The sequence below is a fragment of the Streptomyces sp. NPDC058086 genome (assembly GCF_042885015.1).
Taxonomy (GTDB): Bacteria; Actinomycetota; Actinomycetes; order Streptomycetales; family Streptomycetaceae; genus Streptomyces.
The window spans coordinates 83,685-100,098 of record NZ_JBHVST010000029.1; the positions used below are offsets into that span (position 1 = coordinate 83,685).

The window sequence follows — 16,414 nt, forward strand, 5'->3', positions numbered from 1 at the left end:
GAGGCGAGCATGGGACACGCGGATCGCCCGGGCGGCCCGCTGACCCGCTGGAGTCGCAGCAGCGGGCAAGATGTCTGAAATACTCGAATTCACCCCACTGATTGCAGCGATGAAGGTCGGAAGAACTCGCCGGCCGACCCCTCGGAGATGTCCGTGCATGACGCTCCCGACACTGCCCCGAAGGACGTCCCGCCCTCGGGAGCGACGCCTCTGGTCCGCATCCGCGGGCTCGGCAAGCGGTTCGGCGGGACACTCGCCCTGTCCGGGGTCGACCTCGACGTCCACGCCGGCAGCGTCCTGGCCCTCCTGGGGCCCAACGGTGCCGGAAAGTCCACGCTCATCAAGGTGCTCGCCGGCGTCCACCACGCCGATGCGGGACAGATCACGGTGGACGGGCACCCGCTCGGAAGTCATGCCGCCTCCCGCAGCATGTCCTTCATCCACCAGGACCTCGGTCTCGTGGAGTGGATGACGGTCGCCGAGAGCGTCGCTCTGAGCATCGGATATCCCCGGCGCGCCGGCCTGATTTCCTGGAGGCGGACCCGGGAGCGCTGCGCCGACGCCCTGAGGATCGTCGCCGGACATCTCGACCCCGACGCGCCGATCGCCCGGCTCTCCCCCGCCGAGCGCTCGCTGGTCGCCATCGCCCGTGCCCTGGCGGCACACGCGAAGCTCATCGTCCTGGACGAGGCGACCGCCCGACTGCCCGCCGCGGACTGCGACCGGCTCTTCCGCGCCCTCCACGCCCTGCGCGACCAGGGGCACGGCGTCCTCTACGTCAGCCACCGGCTGGACGAGGTGTACAAGGTCGCCGACGCCTTCGCCGTCCTGCGCGACGGCCGGCTCGTCAGCCACGGCCGGCTGGCGGGCCGCAGCCCCGCCCGTCTGGTGCACGACATCGTCGGCGAGGAACCGGCCGACTACCGGCCCGACACGATCCCGGCCGACGGCCCGGCCGTCCTGACCCTCGACGGCGTACGAACCGCAGGCGCGGGACCCGTCAGCCTGGACCTCAGAGCCGGGGAAGTCCTGGGCCTGGTCGGACTCTCGGGCGCAGGACACATGGACCTGGGCCGAGCCCTCGCCGGCTCCCGGGCCGTCCTCGACGGGCGCGTCCTGCTCGGCGGTCGGCCGTACAGCCCGCGTACGGTAGCCGACGCCGTCGGCCTCGGGGTGGGCTTCGTGAGCGGCGACAGGCAGCGGGAGGGCTGCGCCGCCGAGCTGACGGTACGTGAGAACCTCCTGGCCAACCCCGGCGCGGGCGGCCTGTCGGCGCTGAGCTGGATCAGTCCCCGCCGCGAACGCGCCGTGGCAGCCGGCTTGATCGAACGGCTCTCGGTGCGGCCCCCCGACAGCGAGGCTCCCCTCGCCACCCTGTCCGGCGGAAACCAGCAGAAGGTCGTGATCGGCCGGTGGCTCCGGGTCGGCCTGCGCCTGCTGATCCTCGAGGAGCCGACCGCGAGCGTGGACATCGGCGCCAAGGCCGCGGTCTACCGCCTGCTCGACGACGGGCTGGCCGCCGGCCTCGCGGTCCTGCTGATCTCCACCGACTTCGAGGAGGTCGCGGGGGTGTGCCGACGCGCCCTGGTCTTCGTCCGCGGGTCGGTGACGACCGAGCTGAGCGGTCCGGACCTCACCGTCGCCGGGCTCACCCGGGCGGCGTCGGCCATGCCCCTCTCCGGAACCGCGACCCACCCATGACGGACTCCCCCTCCCCTCCCCGCCCCCGGCCACAGCGGACGGGGCCGCTGCGGCACCTCGGCCGACCGGGCGGGCCCCGGCGACCGCGCGGACCGGGCGGGCACCTCATCGGCAGGTACGGCCTCCTGGTGCTCACCGCCCTGCTCTTCCTGATCTTCTCCCTCGCTCTGCCGCGTACCTTCCCCACGCTGGACACCGTCGACGCGATCCTGTCCACCCAGTCGATCCCGGCCGTCCTCGCACTCGCCGCCATGGTCCCCATCGTGACGGGCAGCTTCGACCTCTCCCTCGGCTACGGCCTCGGCCTGGCGCACGTCATGGTGCTGCAACTCGTCGTCAACAACGGCTGGCCCTGGCCACTCGCCTGCCTCGCGGTGCTCTTCGGCGGGGCGGTCGTGGGCGTCCTCAACGGTGTCATCGTCGAGTTCGGCCGGATCAACTCCTTCATCGCCACTCTCGGAACCGGCAGCATGCTGTACGCCGTGACCGGCTGGATCACGGACGGTGGTCGGATCGTCCCCGGCCCGCAGGGCCTCCCCGCCGCCTTCGCCGACCTCTACGACTCCACGTTCCTCGGCCTTCCCGTCCCCGCCTTCTACGTGCTCGGTCTCGCCGTCGCGCTCTGGCTGGTGCTGGAACGGCTGCCGCTCGGCCGGTACCTGTACGTCATCGGTGCGAACCGGCGCGCCGCCGAGCTCATCGGCATTCCGACGCGCAGGTACTCCGTCTACGCGTTCACCGCGTCGGGACTGATCGTCGGCTTCGCCGGCGTCCTGCTCGCGGCCCAGCAGCAGATCGGCAACCCCAGCGTCGGCCTCGACTACCTGCTGCCCGCCTTTGCCGCCGCTCTCCTCGGCTCCACGGCGATCAGACCCGGCCGCCTCAACGCCATGGGCACCCTCGTCGCCGTCGCCGTCCTGGCCGTCGGCCTCACGGGGATCGGTCAGATGGGCGCGGGCTTCTGGACAATTCCACTGTTCTACGGCGGCACCCTGCTCGTGGCTGTCGGTCTGTCCGGCTACTCCGCCCGCCGCCTTCGCACCGGCGCCGTGGCGGCCCGCGACTCGCCCGACGCGCCGCCTCCGCCGCCCTCCTCCCCGACTCGGGACGGTGGCGCGGCGGGCACTACTCCATGATCCGCGCCACGGCTACCGCCTGTGTGCCCTCGGCCGCGTCGTTCCGCCCCTTCCTCCGCGAGGAGCTCCCGTGCACGGCACCCGCAAGGCCACTCCCGGCGTCATGAAGGCGCGGTCCGTCGCCACCACCCTGCTCATCGCGGCAACGGTCCTTGCGGGCTGCGAACGCGGCTCGTCGAGCGGCCCGGGGAACTCCCCCACGGGCCCTGGTGGCTGCCCCGCGATCCAGGACCGCGCCGAGACCGCCGTCAGACAGGCGGAAAAGACCGACGTCCCCTGGAGCGGGCCGACCAGCGGCCCCACGGCAGTCTCCGCCAAGACCATCGTCTACGTCGCCCAGGCCATGACCAATCCCGGCGTCGCGGGGGCCGCGAACGGCGTGCGGGAAGCCGCACGGGTCATCGGATGGAGCGTCAGGGTGCTCGACGGCGGGGGCACGCCCGCAGGCGTCCAGGGGGCGATGAGCACGGCCTTGGCCCTCAAACCCTCGGGCATCGTCATCGGCGGCTTCGACCCCAACTCGACGTCCGGGCAGGTCTCGCAGGCGGGCAAGGCAGGCATCCCGCTCATCGGCTGGCACGCGGTCGCCGCCCCCGGACCCAGCCGAAGACCCCGGCTCTTCACCAACGTCACCACCCTGGTCGAGGACGTGGCCGGAATCAGCGCCCAGTGGATCATTGAGCACTCCGACGGCCACGCCGGGGTCGTGCTCATCACCGATGCCTCGATCCCCTTCGCCAGGAACAAGTCCGAGCTGATCAGAAGGGACCTTTCCGCCTGCTCGGGCGTGCAGCTCCTGTCGTACGAGAACATCCCGATCTCGGACGCGAGCAGCCGTATCCCCCGGGAGATCCCCTCTCTCCTCTCCCGCTTCGGGAGCACGTGGACCCACTCCGTCGCCATCAACGATCTGTACTTCGCCGACGCCGCCCCCGCCTTCCGTGCCGCCGGGAAGAACGGCGCCGGCCCGCCCTTCAACATCGGCGCCGGTGACGGCGACCCCTCGGCCTTCCAGCGCATCAACAGCGAGCAGTACCAGGCAGCCACCGTCCCCGAGCCGCTGTCTCTTCAGGGCTGGCAGATCGTCGACGAGTTCAACCGCGCCTTCTCGGCTCGGCCCGCCAGCGGATATGTGGCCCCCGTCCACATCACCACGGCCGACAACAGCCACGGGGCCACGACCTGGGACCCGTCGGGCTATCGGGAGGCGTACCGGAAGATCTGGGGCAAGTAACCCCGCGTCCTCGTCACGGGGAACGTACCGCGCGGGCGATCAGCAGGGCGACGTCGTCACGGTCGCGCGGATGTCGCAGACCCTCCAGAAGGCGGTCGCACGTTTCCTCCAACGGGCAGTCGGCCACATCCAGGGCGTGGACCAGGACCGCGAGGCGTTCGTCGATGGAGTCATGGCGGGTCTCGACCAGACCGTCCGTGTACAGGACCAGCTTGTCGCCCAGGCCGAATTCGACGGCGGTCGCTTCGAACGGGACACCACCGACCCCGAGCGGGATACCGGCGGGCAGGTCGAGCAGGCGGGGGCGCTCGCCACTGCGCACGAGAACAGGAGGCAGGTGGCCGGCGTTGGCGATGCGGCACTCGCCGCGGTGGGGATCGTAGGCGGCGTAGAGGCAGGTGGCGATGTACTGCTCCAGCCCGGAGGTGATCGAGTCGAGCTGCTCGAGAACCCGGGCGGGCTCCAGGTCGAGGCTGGCGAAGGCGGCCGTGGCGGTGCGCAGGCGTCCCATGGCCGCGGCGGCGTCGATGCCGCTGCCCATGACGTCGCCGACGACGAGGGCCGTCTTGTCGCCGGCGAGCGGGAGGACGTCGTACCAGTCGCCGCCGATCTCGTAGGCGGCCTGTGCCGGGACGTAGCGGGAAGAGACCTGCAGGCCGGGAAGGCGGGACGGATGGTCGGGGAGCAGGCTGCGCTGGAGGGTCTCCGCGGCGGTGCGCACGCTCTGGTGCGTGCGCGCGTTGTCGATGCACACCGCGGCGCGGAATGCGAGCTCGGTGGCGATGGCGAGGTCGTCCTCGTCGAAGGGCCGCGGATCCCTGGCGCGGGAAAGCCCCAGGAAACCCAGGACGGCGCCGCGTGCGGTCAGCGGGACGGCCATGTAGGAGTGCACCCCGGCCCGGGCCAGCAGCGTGGCGGCGCGGTCGTCGCGCGCGATGCGACTCAGGTCGTTCCCATCGGCGTGGGTGATCAGGACGGGCCGGCCGGTGCGCACGCATTGGGTGGCCACGCGATCGGCGTCGTAGGAGGTGATGTTGCCCGGCGGATCGGCGGCCCGGACGGCTTCGGTGGGGTAGGCGGTCTTCACGGCGAGGGCGCGGAAGAGCGCGGGGCCGTAGTCGGAGGCGGAGCGGTGCTCGTCGAGGACGGAGTCGAGCACGTCGACGGCGACCATGTCTGCGAACTCGGGAACGGTCACTTCGGCCAGCTCCCGGGCCGTCTCTTCGACCTCCAGAGTGGTGCCGATACGAGCGGAGCCGTCGGCGATCAGGGCCAGGCGCCGCCGGGTCTCGGTGGCCTCCATGGCCGACCGGTACCGCTCGCTGACGTCCACGACGAGTTCGGCCACCCCGAGAACACGGCCCTGGGTGTCCTCCAGCCGGTACACCGAGATCGACCACGCGTGCCGTTGTTCCGGGTCGGCCGGGGTGAAGCCGACGACGGTGGACTCGTCGACCAGGGGGGTACCGCTCTCAAGGACCCTCCTCATCGCGACCTCGATCACCTCGAACTTGTCGGGGCTCATGATCTCTCGATAGGTGCGGCCGAGATGCTCTTTCGCGGGGAGACCGTGCATCCGCTCCAGCGCGGGGTTGACGGCCAGGTACCTGAGGTCGGTGTCGAGGATCGCCAGCCCGAAGGGGGACTGGGAGATCAGCCGGGTGGACAGAGCGACATCCCGCTCCACCTCGCGAAGCGTGGGTGAGTCGGTGCCGAGCCCGAGGGCGTAGAAGTCGCCGCGGGAGTCCATCAACCGAGTGTTGCGCAGCTCCACCAGCCGGGTGCTCCCGTCCTTGCACCGGATGGGAAAGGTGCCGCCCCAGCCCTGGCCGGTCTCCATGACCAGGGCGAACTTCTTGATCACCCAGTCCCAGTCCTCTTCACGGACAAGAAGCAGTGCGGCGTACTGCCCGAGCGCCTCCTCCGCGGTGAACCCGTACAGTTCCTCCGCCTGGGGACTCCACAGGACGATCCGTCCGTCCGCGTCCAGCAGCGTCGCCGCGACGCCGAGAAGGTCCATCAGCCCGCTCGGCTGCAACGGCTCGCTGTCCCGGCGGGGGCGAGCCCAGTCGATGCCGGAGGCATGCCACTCGGCTTCGCTCATCACAGGCACTCCTTCCGCGGCGGGCGGCATGCGAGGCATCCGCCGGCCTGGAGCGCGGCCTGCCTGTCTCCACAGGCGCGTCGCCTTCCATGGTCCCCCACGACTGCCGGACTACACACCCCGACCGTTCTGGCCGACGGACACCGATCAGGAATTCAGCCGTTCGGCACCTCCTTCAGGCTGCCAGGTCGGACATGTCGAGGACGAAGCGGTAGCGGACGTCGTTGCGGCCGAGGCGTTCGAGGGCCTCGTTCACGCGCGCTGAGGGGAGGAGCTCGATGTCGGCGGTGATGCCGTGTTCGGCGCAGAAATCGAGCATGGCGGTGGTCGCGGGCCTGCCGCCGCTGCCTGCGGAGCTGAGCTTCTTGCGTCCCACGAGGAGGTCGATGGTCTCCACGGTGACGGGTCCGAGGTGCCCGAGGTGGCTGAGCGTCCCGTCCATGGCGACCATGCGCAGGTAGGGGCCCAGGTCGTGCGGGGCCGAGATGGTGTCGATGACGACGTCGAACCGGTCACGGGCGTCGGCCATCTGTTCCGGGTCCGTCGAGACGATGAGGCCGTGGGCGCCGAGACGACGAGCGTCGTCCGCCTTGTCGGGTGAGCGGCTGATGACCGAGGTGTCAGCCCCGAGGGCCACGGCCATCTTGACCGCGAGATGGCCCAGGCCGCCCAGTCCCGCCACGGCGACGCGACTGTGAGTGCCCACGCCCAAGCTGTGCAGCGGTTCCCAGACGGTGATCCCGGCGCAGAGCAGCGGGGCGGCAGCGGCCGGATCCAGACCGGCGGGAAGAGGGTGGGCGAACCGGTCGCGGACGACGTACTCGCGGGAGTAGCCCCCCAGGGTGGTGGATCCGTCGTGCCGGTCGACGCCGCCGTAGGTCAGGGTCGGGAAGGCGTGGCAGAAGTTCTCCTGCCCGGCCCGGCACATCGAGCACTCCCCGCAGGAATCGACGATGTTGCCGACCGCGACAGGGTCGCCGACGGAGAAGCGGGTGACGGCAGGCCCGGTTTCGGCCACCACGCCCGTGAACTCGTGCCCCGGCACCAGGGGATGGCCCCCTTCGCCGTCGTGACTGCGGACGGCGTGCAGATCGGTGTGGCAGACACCGCAGTAGTCCACTCGGATCGCGAGGTCGTCCGGGCGCAGGTCGCGCCGCTTCAGCGACATCCGTCGCAGCGTCGCCGTCGGGCCGTCCGCCTGCCAGCCAGTTGTTGTCCGCATCGTGCATCTCCTTAAACAGACTGTTCGGTTTATCTCAGCGTAGACACACCTGACGCGCCAGGCAAACCAACTGTTCTGTTTGGTAGCCTGACGGGCATGACAGACCGGCCCCTGACCTCGCGCGGAGCGGCGACGTACGAGCGCATCCTCGATGTGGCGACCCGCGAGTTCGCCGAGCACGGGATCGCCGGCGCGCGCATTGAGCGGATCGTGGCCGCCGCGCGCACGAACAAGGCGCAGCTCTACGCCTACTTCGGAAACAAGGAAGGGCTCTTCGACGCCATCTTCTTCGGCTCGCTGGAGCGGATCGTGAATGTCGTCCCGATCGACGCCACCGACCTCGCGGACTGGGCCGTACGGCTCTACGACGAGTACCTCCGCCGCCCCGACCTCATCCGGCTGGCCACCTGGGCACGCCTGGAGCGCCGCCCGACCGGGCACCTTGTGGACGATCCCGACCGCCTCGACGACCGCAAGTTGCGGGCCATCGCCGAAGCCCAGGCCGCCGGGCTGGTGCGCCAGGGAGACCCGTTCGATGTGATGGCCATGGTCATCGCCATGTCCATGGCCTGGTCACCGGTCAGCAACGTCTACGCGGCAACCGCCCAGGAGCCCCGCGAAGTTCACGAACAGCGTCGCTCCCTGCTCCGCGAGAGCGTCCACCGCGCCGTGACAGCCGACCGCAAGGGGAGCTAGGACATCGCCGCGGCCATGCGACCACCTGAGAAGGCGGCCGACTCACGTCTGTTTCCGATCGGGAAGTTCCAGGGGCGGGACGGGAACCCCTCGTAGTCGCCCGCGCGTTGGGCACTGCGCAGGTACATCGCGCGAGAGCCCACCGGGTGCCAGGGGATGCGACATGACGGAGATTCTTGTCATCGGAGGCGGTATCGCCGGTACGGCGACGGCCTTGGCCCTGCACAAGGCAGGGTTCGACGTCACCGTGTACGAGGCGCACCCCGAATCGGCCGAGGACATCGGTGCCTTCCTCACACTCGCGAGCAACGGCATGCGCGCCCTCGCCCAGATCGACGCCTCCGCCGCGGTCACCGAGGCCGGCTTCCCGCTTCGTTCCATGAGCGTGCTCGACGCAGCGGGCACCGAGGTGGCACAGATGCCGCTCGGAGAGGCCCACGACCCGCTTCTCGCGTACCGATGCCTGCGCCGTGGCGAGTTCAACGCCGCCTTGCAGGCGGAGGCCACACGCCGGGGCATCGGCCTGCGGCGCGGCACCCGGCTCGCCTCCGTCGAGGACGGTCCGGACGGCGTCACCGCACGTTTCACCGACGGCTCCACCGCGACCGGTGACCTACTGATCGGCGCCGACGGGCTGAACTCCACCGTCCGGGAGTCGATCGCCCCTGAGACACAGTCCTGTTTCGCGGGTGAGAGCGTCTTCTACGGCTACGCCAGTGAGGCGCCCCTGGTCGCGGAGACCGGGCGTTTCACCATGGTGAGGGGCGGCGCGGCCGCCTTCGGCTGCGCGGTGTCACCCGGCGGAGAGACGTACTGGTTCGCTCGTGTGGCCGGTGCGCCACTGTCCGCCGACGACATCGCGCACGGCACGCCCGGCCACTGGCGTGGGCTGCTCGTGCCGTTGCTGCGCGGGGACGCCACTCCCGCCGCGGACGTGGTCGCGGCCACCACCGACCGCATCATGGTCACCAACGCGACCGAGATTCCGGCCGGCACACCATGGCGCCACGGACGGACGCTGATCATCGGCGACGCTGCCCACGCGGCCTCCCCCGCGACCGGCCAAGGAGCGTCGATGGCGCTCGAGGACGCTGTCGTACTCGCGAAGTCACTGCGGGACGCGCCCGACACCGAGTCCGCGCTCTCCCTTTACGAGGCTCTCCGCCGCCCTCGCGTGGAGCACAACATCACGATCAGCGGCAAGATCTCCCGCGGCTTCCACACACCGTCACGCACCGCTCGGACAGCTCCCGCTCCCCGCCCCGGAGACGGCGATCTCCTCCGGCACCTGGAGTGGGACATCGACATCTCGACCGTGGCCGAAGGCAGTTCGGCAGCAGCAGATGCCGGTGGTCGGGACGCCGGTTGACGGGCTGAAGGACCGTTGCGGACAAGGGCCGTCGCGGGAACAGCCCTTGTCCGGACCCGCTCACCATCTCCGGGTCACACGCGTGGTGTCAGCCGCTCAAGGCCGCCGAGACCACGGCCTTGGCCTCCTCCTGCACCTGGCGCAGGTGATCGGCTCCGAGGAACGACTCGGCGTAGATCTTGTAGACGTCCTCGGTGCCCGACGGACGGGCCGCGAACCAGGCGTTTGCGGTGGTCACCTTGATGCCTCCGATGGGTGCGTCGTTGCCCGGAGCATGGGTGAGCACCGCGGTGACCGCTTCTCCGGCAAGGGTGTCCGTGCTGACCTGGGCGGGTGAGAGCTTCGCGAGGAGGGCCTTCTCTTCGCGGGAAGCCGGGGCGTCGATGCGCTCGTACGCGGGGGCGCCGAAGCGTGCGGTCAGTGCGGTGTAGTGCTCCGAGGGGGTCTTCCCGGTCACCGCCGTGATCTCGGAGGCGAGTAGGGCCAGGATGATGCCGTCCTTGTCGGTGGTCCACACCGAACCGTCGCGGCGCAGGAAGGACGCGCCGGCCGACTCCTCCCCGCCGATCCCGAGTGAGCCGCTGACCAGCCCGTCCACGAACCACTTGAATCCCACGGGCACTTCGACCAGTTGACGGCCCAGGTCGGCGGCGACCCTGTCGATCATGCCGGACGAGACCAGCGTCTTGCCGATCCCCGTGCCCGCGGGCCACTGGTCCCGGTGGGAGTACAGGTAGGAGATGGCGGCGCTGAGGTAGTGGTTGGGGTTCATGAGCCCGGCGTCCGGTGTGACGATCCCGTGGCGGTCGGCGTCGGCGTCGTTTCCCGTGGCGATCCGGAAGCGGTCGCGCTGCTCGATGAGCGAGGCCATGGCGTAGGGCGACGAACAGTCCATACGGATCTTGCCGTCCCAGTCCAGCGTCATGAATCGCCAGGTCGGGTCGGTGAGCGGGTTGACCACCGTCAGGTCGAGCGCGTGCTGTTCCGCGATGCGTCCCCAATAGGCGACCGATGCCCCGCCCAGGGGATCCGCGCCGATCTGCACACCGGCCGCGCGGATCGCCTCCAGGTCCAGCACGTTCGGCAGGTCGGCCACGTAGGTGCCGAGGAAGTCGTAGCGGCCGGTGCCGGGGGCAGCCAGCGCCCTTGTGTAGGGAATGCGCCGTACGCCCTTGAGGCCGCCCTCGATGAGTTCGTTGGCCCGGTCCTGGATCCAGGACGTCGCCTCGGAGCCCGCCGGGCCGCCGTTCGGCGGGTTGTACTTGAAGCCACCGTCGGCGGGCGGGTTGTGGGAGGGGGTGACGACGACCCCGTCCGCGAGGCCCGAGGACCGTCCGCGGTTGTGGGTGAGAATGGCGTGCGAGACCGCCGGAGTGGGCGTGTAGCCCTCCGCGCTGTCAAGGAGCACCGACACTCCGTTGGCCGCGAAGACCTCCAGTGCGGTGACCTTCGCGGGCTCCGACAGGGCATGGGTGTCGGCCCCCAGGAAGAGGGGACCGTCGATGCCCTGACCCTCGCGGTACTCGCAGATGGCCTGACTCGTCGCGGCGATGTGGTCCTCGTTGAACGCGGTCGCCAGTGACGACCCACGATGTCCGGACGTACCGAAGGCCACGCGCTGGCCGGGTTCCGCCGGGTCGGGGTGCAGCGCGTAATACGCCGTGACCAGCCGGGCTACGTCGACGAGGTCCTCGGGACCGGCCGGAGTGCCCGCTCGTTCGTGCTGCATGTACCCGCACCTCCACCTCGGTTTTTCATCGCTTGCGGTCCCATGTTTCCTCACCGGGCGGCACGGCCGCACGGTGCCACGGCCGTGACTGGAGACGCGCCGGGCCAGAGGGTCCCGCGGGTGCTGTCCCGGAGATCCTCGGTCAACAGGCTGGTATCCCCAATTGCCCATTGCCTAGGATGTATTGTCTGTCAAGCCAAGCCACCAGAAGCAGCTTGGAGCTGGGGGAACGATGCAGGCTGGAAAGCAGTTGTCCACGAAGATCGACGCCACCGTACCCACGGCCGCTCGTATGTACGACCACTACCTGGGCGGCAAGGACAACTACGCAGCCGATCGGGCAGCCTGCGCCGAACTGGACAAGGTCGTGCCCAGCACACGTGCCTTGGCGCTGAACAACCGGCGCTTCCTGCAGCGGGTCGTCGGGACGCTCGCGGCCGAGCACGGAATCAGGCAGTTCCTCGACCACGGGTCCGGCCTGCCCACCCAGGAGAACGTCCACCAGGTCTCGCAACGCGTCGATCCCTCGTCGCGTGTGGTGTACGTCGACAACGATCCGATGGTGCTGGTGCACGGACGGGCGCTGCTGGACCAGAATGACCGCACCACGGTCATACACGCCGATCTGCGTGACACGGAGAAGATCTTCTCCCACCCGGACACTCAGCGCCTGCTCGACTTCTCGCAGCCGGTGGCCGTGCTGTTCAACTCGGTCTTCCACTGCATTCCTGACGGGGAGACCGACGGTCCGCTCGCCGTGGCCCACCGGGTGGCCGAACGGCTCGCGCCCGGCAGCTTCATGGTGATGTGCCAGCTGGTCAGCGAGGACGCGAAGGTCCGGGAGTTCGTCACCGACTTCATGGATCAGGCGACCCAGGGGCATTGGGGCAGGGTCCGCCAGGAGAAGGACGTGGCGGAGTGGTTCGAGGACCTCGACGTCCTGGAGCCTGGTCTGGTGGAGGTGTCCACCTGGCGGCCCGACAACGAGGTCGCACCCCGTCAGCTCACCCAGGAATGGGTCGAGTTCGGCGGCGTAGGCCGGATCCGGTAGGACCGTAGGACCACGGGACTGCTCCCGTCAGCTCCACCGGGATCCGGCCGGTGGAGCCGGAGGCAGTCACGAGGTCGAATAGCGCCCCGCGGTCGTGTCCCGCAACAGCGTCAGCGAATCCCGCGGGGTGAGGGCTTCGTCTCCCAGACGGTCCAGAGCCAGCCGGTACTCTTCGGTCTCGTCCCGGTCCTCCAGGAAGTTCGCACTCCTGATGTGCTCCAGGTAGACGATGTCGGGTAGATCGAGGCCGCCGAAGCGCAGGTAGGTGATGGGGATGGCGGGCGCGGACGCGTTCGTCACGTCCAGGGGCACGATCTGCAACGTCACCTGGGGACGCTGAGCCATTTCCACGAGGTACTCGAGCTGCTCGCGCATCACCTCGCGGCTGCCCAGTACGCGCAACAGGACCGACTCGTCGATGATCGCCCACAGTTGAGGGCCGTCCTCGCGACGCAGCAGTTCACGTCGGCGCATCCGCAGATCGACACGGCGCTGCACCTCACCGGCCGGTGCCGTGGGCAGGCCGCGCTCCACGACCGCCCTGGTGTAGGCCGGAGTCTGCAACAGACCGGGGACGTACTGGATCTCGAAGGTGCGGATGGCGGCAGCGGCCTCCTGCAGCCCTACCAGCCGATCGAACCACTCCGGCATCAGCCGCTTGTCGTAGCGCTGCCACCACCCCGGCTCACCGGCACGCCGCAGCAACTGGAGCAGAACCGACGCCTCGTGGTCGTCGCTCTTGTAGAGCTCCAACAGCGCGCGGACGTCCCCTTCCGTGGGCGGCCGACGGCCCTTGCCGGCTTCGATGCGCGACAGCTTCGCCGGACTGAACCCGATGGCGCGAGCGGCCTGTTCCTGCGCGAGGCCGGCGTCTTCGCGGATACCGGCAAGCTGGACACCGACCAGCATCTTCAGCAAGGTCGGAGCGGGCTCGGTCCGCGTCAGATACGGTTCGAGACGGGAGACACGAGGTGACTCGGCGGACATCCTGACTCCCTGTAGAACGGCAGACGACGGGGTCCATCCTCGCATCACCGGGCCTTCTGTCGCACGCGTCGGCAGAAGTGGAATTGTTCGACTCCGCTTCAAACCAGGTGGTCGAACTCCCCGTCCTTCGCCCCGGCCAGGAAAGCGGCCACTTCAGCCGCTGTGTAGATGAGGGCCGGCCCGTCGGGGTCGCGCGAGTTGCGGAGCGCTACACCCCCCTCGGCCAGGGATGCCACCTCGACGCAGTTGCCCTCGGCGTTGCTGTGCCGACTCTTCACCCAGCGAACGCCCAGCGAACTGGCCCGCATTCCGTTTCGCACTGACGGCACCGCACTCTCCTTGCTCACGTTCCACCACGGTGTACAGGTCGGCCGCCCACTGGGGCGGACCGAACCCGTGCGGCCTGCCCCAGCCACCACTCGTGCAATTTCCCGTGAAATTGCACGACGGGCGCTGTCAGGATGGATAATAGCTCGGGCGTCAACCGCACTGTTGCCGCACCGCACCTGACGTCGCATCAGGGAGATGTCGTGTCTTTACCTGCACGCCAAGCACCGGGCCTTGCAAACGGCAAGGCTGCGCCATCGTCGGGTCGAGCCGCTCCGACCGGCTCACTCATGGAAGAAGCGCGCTCCTCCATCGCGGGGCAAGGGCGCGCCGGGGAGAGCGAACCCGCGTGCAACTCACCCAGATTCGCCAGCCTGCGCATCACCGACACCCGCCAGGGGCTCGCCCAGGCGCGCGCCTTCACCCGCAGCACCCTTGGCCAGTGGGCGTTGGACCACCGCAGTGACGACGCCGTCCTCATCGTCAACGAACTGGCCACGAACGCGGTGCTTCACGCGGCACCGCACTCCCCCGCCGGGCAGAACGGCGTGCGGCTGGATCTGACCCTTCGCCGCGCCCATCTCGTGTGTGCCGTCACCGATCAGTTCGACAGCCCGCCCGTGTGCCCACGCACGGACGCCCCACTGGAAGTCCACGGCCGCGGCCTGCGCATCGTGGAAGAACTGTCCGAGCACTGGGGCTGGACTCGCTCTCGTGCGGGCAAGACCGTCTGGGCGATGCTGCCCACTCCCCCGTCTCGGCCGACATCACCGCCCTGGCAGGGTCCGACATGACAGGCGCCGCATCGGCGGAGCCTCCCGGCGCACGGCATCACACAACGCCTCTCGTGGGAGCGGACATGGAGACGACCCTGAAGAACCTGAGAGACGTCCCGTGGCGCGAACTCCAGGATTCCACCGGGTCCGCCACTGGCATCCCCCTCCTGCTCGCGGCCATCACCACGGGTGACGAAGCCACCGCCGTCGCCGCGCTCGCACGCCTACGCCAACGCATCTGCCAGTACGGCTTCGTCGTGGACCAGGCCACCGCCGCCACGGTCCCCTTCCTGTGGGAACTCGCCCAGCTTCCTCAAGTCCCCTGCCGCGTACAGGTCCTTCAGCTGCTGAAGAGCATCGCCGACGCCCGGCAGTGGGAGAGCACGGCCGTCGCCTACCCCAAACTGCTCAATCGCCGCGAGAACTACGTGGGATGGGAACGCGAAGCACGCCGAGCCGTGCGCGCCCACCGCGAGACGATCCAGCACCTGCTCGACGAACCGGACCAGGAACTCGTACAAGCCGCGCAGGAACTGGCCTCCGCACTGGCGGACTGACCCACCGTTGACCTTCCGCGTTAGCCCCTACGAATGATTCACGGCGCCGCAGGGTGAAAAGGGAGAGCGTGTGCCGCGCCGACGGCAGTCGGTCGCTCGCGACCGTTAGCGTTGCGTCTCGTGTCGCTGAGCTATGCCTTTGTGAATCTGAAACCCGGAGTGGGAAAGACGACCAGCGCGGTTTGGTTGGCCCACGCCCTGCACGAGTCGGGCCTCTCACCCCTGCTGGTGGACAGTGACCCCGCCTCCTCCGCCTTGCGCTGGAGCGAACTGGCGGGAGGCTTCCCGTTTCCGGTGATCGCCTTTCCGGTGGGCGACGTGCACCGGCGCGTGAACGACTTTCTCGGCAACCGACAGGCCGTGGTGTTCGACGCCCCGCAGCTGGAGGACCATGCCCACATCGCGCGGAGCATCATGAGATACGCGAGCGAGTGGATCGTGCCGCTGACCCCGGCCCCCATCGAGCTGGATCGCATGGCACCCATCGGCAGCGAAATGAGCGACGTGCAGTCGCTGCGGGCCCAGCCGGCCCGCGCCGCTGTCCTGCTGAACCGCACCAATCGTCCCGATGCCACGCGCACCGGCCCCGACGCCGACGCTCGCGAGGCCCTCACCGAGCGGGGCTTCGACGTGTTGTCCACCCACATTCCCCGACTCGACCTGTACGCCCAGTCGTTCGGCAGCCGGGTCGAGGTCAAGGGCTCGGCGTACATGGACCTCGCAGACGAACTCATCAAACGTCAGGACAAAGCGTGAACCAGCGCAAGGACACCTACCGAGCGGCACTGCAGCGCGAACCGGACGTCGCCGCACCCCGCGCCGTCAAGGTCACTCACCTGCACACCCGGTACGTCCGGGTGACCATCGAGCTCGACCCCGCCCTGCAGCGTGAACTGACCCGATGGGTCGAGCCACCCCTTTCCGCGCTCCTGCGGGTCGGCGCCGCTGTACTGCAGCCCCTGAGAAGCACCCCGTAGGCCGGGACGGGGATGCGCAGGCGCCGTTTCTTCGCGTTGCACCGTCGGCAGAGCCAGGTCTCGCGACCTGCGCGTTAGTGTCGTCTGCATGACCGAAAAGAACCTGCGCTCCGTCGCCATCGAGCGGACCGGCACCGGCCACTTCACCGCGACGAACCCTCGCGGCGGCACGATCAGCTTCGGCACCAGCTCCGATCCCCACGGCGGCACCGACTTCACCCCGGTCGAGCTGTTGCTCGCCGCGATCGGGGGCTGCACCGCGGCCGACGTCGATGTCGCCACCGCCCGCCACGCGGAGCCCACCGGCTTCGCCGTCTCCGTCACCGGCGACAGGATCAGTGACGAGTTCGGAAACCGGATGACCGACCTCGTGGTCACCTTCTCCGTCACCTTCCCGGACGGCGACCTCGGCGACCGCGCCCGCGCGATCCTCCCCCGGGCGGTGAAGACCTCCCACGACCGGCTCTGCACGGTCAGCCGTACGGTCGAGATCGGCACGCCCGTCACGGCGACGGTCGCGGACGCCTGACCCTGCCGGGACCGAACGC

General features: G+C 69.6%; 16 protein-coding genes. 11 read left to right on the forward strand and 5 right to left on the reverse strand.

The annotated features are described in order from the left end of the window. The first annotated feature begins 147 nt into the window (after positions 1-147). The 3 genes from ACFVWD_RS23505 to ACFVWD_RS23515 all read left to right on the forward strand — a co-directional run bounded on the left by ACFVWD_RS23505 (position 148) and on the right by ACFVWD_RS23515 (position 4,071). Complete coding sequence (locus ACFVWD_RS23505; protein WP_389598666.1) at positions 148-1,701, forward strand: sugar ABC transporter ATP-binding protein; 1,554 nt, start codon at positions 148-150, stop codon at positions 1,699-1,701. Further along, complete coding sequence (locus ACFVWD_RS23510) at positions 1,698-2,837, forward strand: ABC transporter permease (RefSeq protein WP_389598667.1); 1,140 nt, start codon at positions 1,698-1,700, stop codon at positions 2,835-2,837. The genes ACFVWD_RS23505 and ACFVWD_RS23510 overlap by 4 nt, the downstream gene beginning before the upstream one ends. A 103-nt stretch (positions 2,838-2,940) precedes the next feature. Continuing rightward, positions 2,941-4,071 (forward strand): substrate-binding domain-containing protein, encoded by a 1,131-nt coding sequence (locus tag ACFVWD_RS23515; protein ID WP_389598724.1) that lies wholly within the window; start codon positions 2,941-2,943, stop codon positions 4,069-4,071. Positions 4,072-4,084: 13 nt separating this feature from the next. On the opposite strand, the gene ACFVWD_RS23520 is transcribed toward ACFVWD_RS23515, so the two are convergent. Together ACFVWD_RS23520 and ACFVWD_RS23525 are read right to left on the reverse strand one after the other, a co-directional pair. Next, positions 4,085-6,175 (reverse strand): SpoIIE family protein phosphatase, encoded by a 2,091-nt coding sequence (locus tag ACFVWD_RS23520; RefSeq protein ID WP_389598669.1) that lies wholly within the window; start codon positions 6,173-6,175, stop codon positions 4,085-4,087. Positions 6,176-6,350: 175 nt separating this feature from the next. Beyond that, a complete protein-coding gene (locus tag ACFVWD_RS23525; RefSeq protein WP_389598670.1) occupies positions 6,351-7,397 on the reverse strand; it encodes an NAD(P)-dependent alcohol dehydrogenase in 1,047 nt (348 codons plus the stop codon). 96 nt (positions 7,398-7,493) lie between these two features. Between ACFVWD_RS23525 and ACFVWD_RS23530 the strand changes: the two genes are divergently transcribed. Together ACFVWD_RS23530 and ACFVWD_RS23535 are read left to right on the forward strand one after the other, a co-directional pair. Next, the gene (locus ACFVWD_RS23530) at positions 7,494-8,093 is read left to right on the forward strand and encodes a TetR family transcriptional regulator (RefSeq protein WP_389598672.1); all 600 of its coding nucleotides are present in this window, start codon (positions 7,494-7,496) and stop codon (positions 8,091-8,093) included. 163 nt (positions 8,094-8,256) lie between these two features. Next, positions 8,257-9,462 (forward strand): FAD-dependent oxidoreductase, encoded by a 1,206-nt coding sequence (locus tag ACFVWD_RS23535; RefSeq protein ID WP_389598673.1) that lies wholly within the window; start codon positions 8,257-8,259, stop codon positions 9,460-9,462. A gap of 88 nt (positions 9,463-9,550) precedes the next feature. Here ACFVWD_RS23535 and pgm read toward each other — a convergent pair whose 3' ends face one another. Continuing rightward, positions 9,551-11,191 carry a phosphoglucomutase (alpha-D-glucose-1,6-bisphosphate-dependent) gene (gene pgm / locus ACFVWD_RS23540; protein WP_389598675.1) on the reverse strand — a complete coding sequence of 547 codons (1,641 nt, stop codon included), beginning with the start codon at positions 11,189-11,191 and terminating at the stop codon, positions 9,551-9,553. Between the two features lie 232 nt (positions 11,192-11,423). Here pgm and ACFVWD_RS23545 point away from each other — a divergent pair, with 232 nt between their 5' ends. After that, positions 11,424-12,242: an SAM-dependent methyltransferase gene (locus ACFVWD_RS23545; protein WP_389598676.1), complete on the forward strand. Its 819-nt coding sequence runs from the start codon at positions 11,424-11,426 to the stop codon at positions 12,240-12,242. A gap of 66 nt (positions 12,243-12,308) precedes the next feature. Here the strand turns inward: ACFVWD_RS23545 and ACFVWD_RS23550 are convergent, their stop codons facing one another. Together ACFVWD_RS23550 and ACFVWD_RS23555 are read right to left on the reverse strand one after the other, a co-directional pair. Further along, a complete protein-coding gene (locus tag ACFVWD_RS23550; protein WP_389598677.1) occupies positions 12,309-13,229 on the reverse strand; it encodes a helix-turn-helix domain-containing protein in 921 nt (306 codons plus the stop codon). Positions 13,230-13,327: 98 nt separating this feature from the next. Next, positions 13,328-13,537, reverse strand: coding sequence for a DUF397 domain-containing protein (locus ACFVWD_RS23555; protein ID WP_054233872.1), 210 nt, complete (start codon positions 13,535-13,537; stop codon positions 13,328-13,330). 309 nt (positions 13,538-13,846) lie between these two features. On the opposite strand from ACFVWD_RS23555, the gene ACFVWD_RS23560 reads away from it, so the two are divergent. From ACFVWD_RS23560 to ACFVWD_RS23580, 5 genes are all read left to right on the forward strand, one after another. Next, a complete protein-coding gene (locus ACFVWD_RS23560) occupies positions 13,847-14,350 on the forward strand; it encodes an ATP-binding protein (RefSeq protein ID WP_389598679.1) in 504 nt (167 codons plus the stop codon). Then, on the forward strand, positions 14,347-14,889 hold the full coding sequence (locus ACFVWD_RS23565; RefSeq protein ID WP_389598681.1) for a hypothetical protein: 543 nt from the start codon (positions 14,347-14,349) through the stop codon (positions 14,887-14,889). Before ACFVWD_RS23560 ends, ACFVWD_RS23565 begins: the two co-directional genes overlap by 4 nt. Before the next feature lie 120 nt (positions 14,890-15,009). Further along, positions 15,010-15,645: an AAA family ATPase gene (locus tag ACFVWD_RS23570; RefSeq protein WP_389598682.1), complete on the forward strand. Its 636-nt coding sequence runs from the start codon at positions 15,010-15,012 to the stop codon at positions 15,643-15,645. After that, positions 15,642-15,866, forward strand: coding sequence for a hypothetical protein (locus ACFVWD_RS23575; RefSeq protein ID WP_389598684.1), 225 nt, complete (start codon positions 15,642-15,644; stop codon positions 15,864-15,866). Before ACFVWD_RS23570 ends, ACFVWD_RS23575 begins: the two co-directional genes overlap by 4 nt. A gap of 88 nt (positions 15,867-15,954) precedes the next feature. Next, on the forward strand, positions 15,955-16,395 hold the full coding sequence (locus ACFVWD_RS23580) for an OsmC family protein (RefSeq protein ID WP_389598686.1): 441 nt from the start codon (positions 15,955-15,957) through the stop codon (positions 16,393-16,395). The last annotated feature ends 19 nt before the right edge of the window (positions 16,396-16,414 follow it).

Coding starts and splice junctions, on each gene's coding strand:
- ACFVWD_RS23505 (WP_389598666.1), top strand. CDS start 148: ATGTCCGTGCATGACGCTCCCGACACTGCCCCGAAGGACGTCCCGCCC.
- ACFVWD_RS23510 (WP_389598667.1), top strand. CDS start 1,698: ATGACGGACTCCCCCTCCCCTCCCCGCCCCCGGCCACAGCGGACGGGG.
- ACFVWD_RS23515 (WP_389598724.1), top strand. CDS start 2,941: ATGAAGGCGCGGTCCGTCGCCACCACCCTGCTCATCGCGGCAACGGTC.
- ACFVWD_RS23520 (WP_389598669.1), bottom strand. CDS start 6,175: ATGAGCGAAGCCGAGTGGCATGCCTCCGGCATCGACTGGGCTCGCCCC.
- ACFVWD_RS23525 (WP_389598670.1), bottom strand. CDS start 7,397: ATGCGGACAACAACTGGCTGGCAGGCGGACGGCCCGACGGCGACGCTG.
- ACFVWD_RS23530 (WP_389598672.1), top strand. CDS start 7,494: ATGACAGACCGGCCCCTGACCTCGCGCGGAGCGGCGACGTACGAGCGC.
- ACFVWD_RS23535 (WP_389598673.1), top strand. CDS start 8,257: ATGACGGAGATTCTTGTCATCGGAGGCGGTATCGCCGGTACGGCGACG.
- pgm (WP_389598675.1), bottom strand. CDS start 11,191: ATGCAGCACGAACGAGCGGGCACTCCGGCCGGTCCCGAGGACCTCGTC.
- ACFVWD_RS23545 (WP_389598676.1), top strand. CDS start 11,424: ATGCAGGCTGGAAAGCAGTTGTCCACGAAGATCGACGCCACCGTACCC.
- ACFVWD_RS23550 (WP_389598677.1), bottom strand. CDS start 13,229: ATGTCCGCCGAGTCACCTCGTGTCTCCCGTCTCGAACCGTATCTGACG.
- ACFVWD_RS23555 (WP_054233872.1), bottom strand. CDS start 13,537: ATGCGGGCCAGTTCGCTGGGCGTTCGCTGGGTGAAGAGTCGGCACAGC.
- ACFVWD_RS23560 (WP_389598679.1), top strand. CDS start 13,847: ATGGAAGAAGCGCGCTCCTCCATCGCGGGGCAAGGGCGCGCCGGGGAG.
- ACFVWD_RS23565 (WP_389598681.1), top strand. CDS start 14,347: ATGACAGGCGCCGCATCGGCGGAGCCTCCCGGCGCACGGCATCACACA.
- ACFVWD_RS23580 (WP_389598686.1), top strand. CDS start 15,955: ATGACCGAAAAGAACCTGCGCTCCGTCGCCATCGAGCGGACCGGCACC.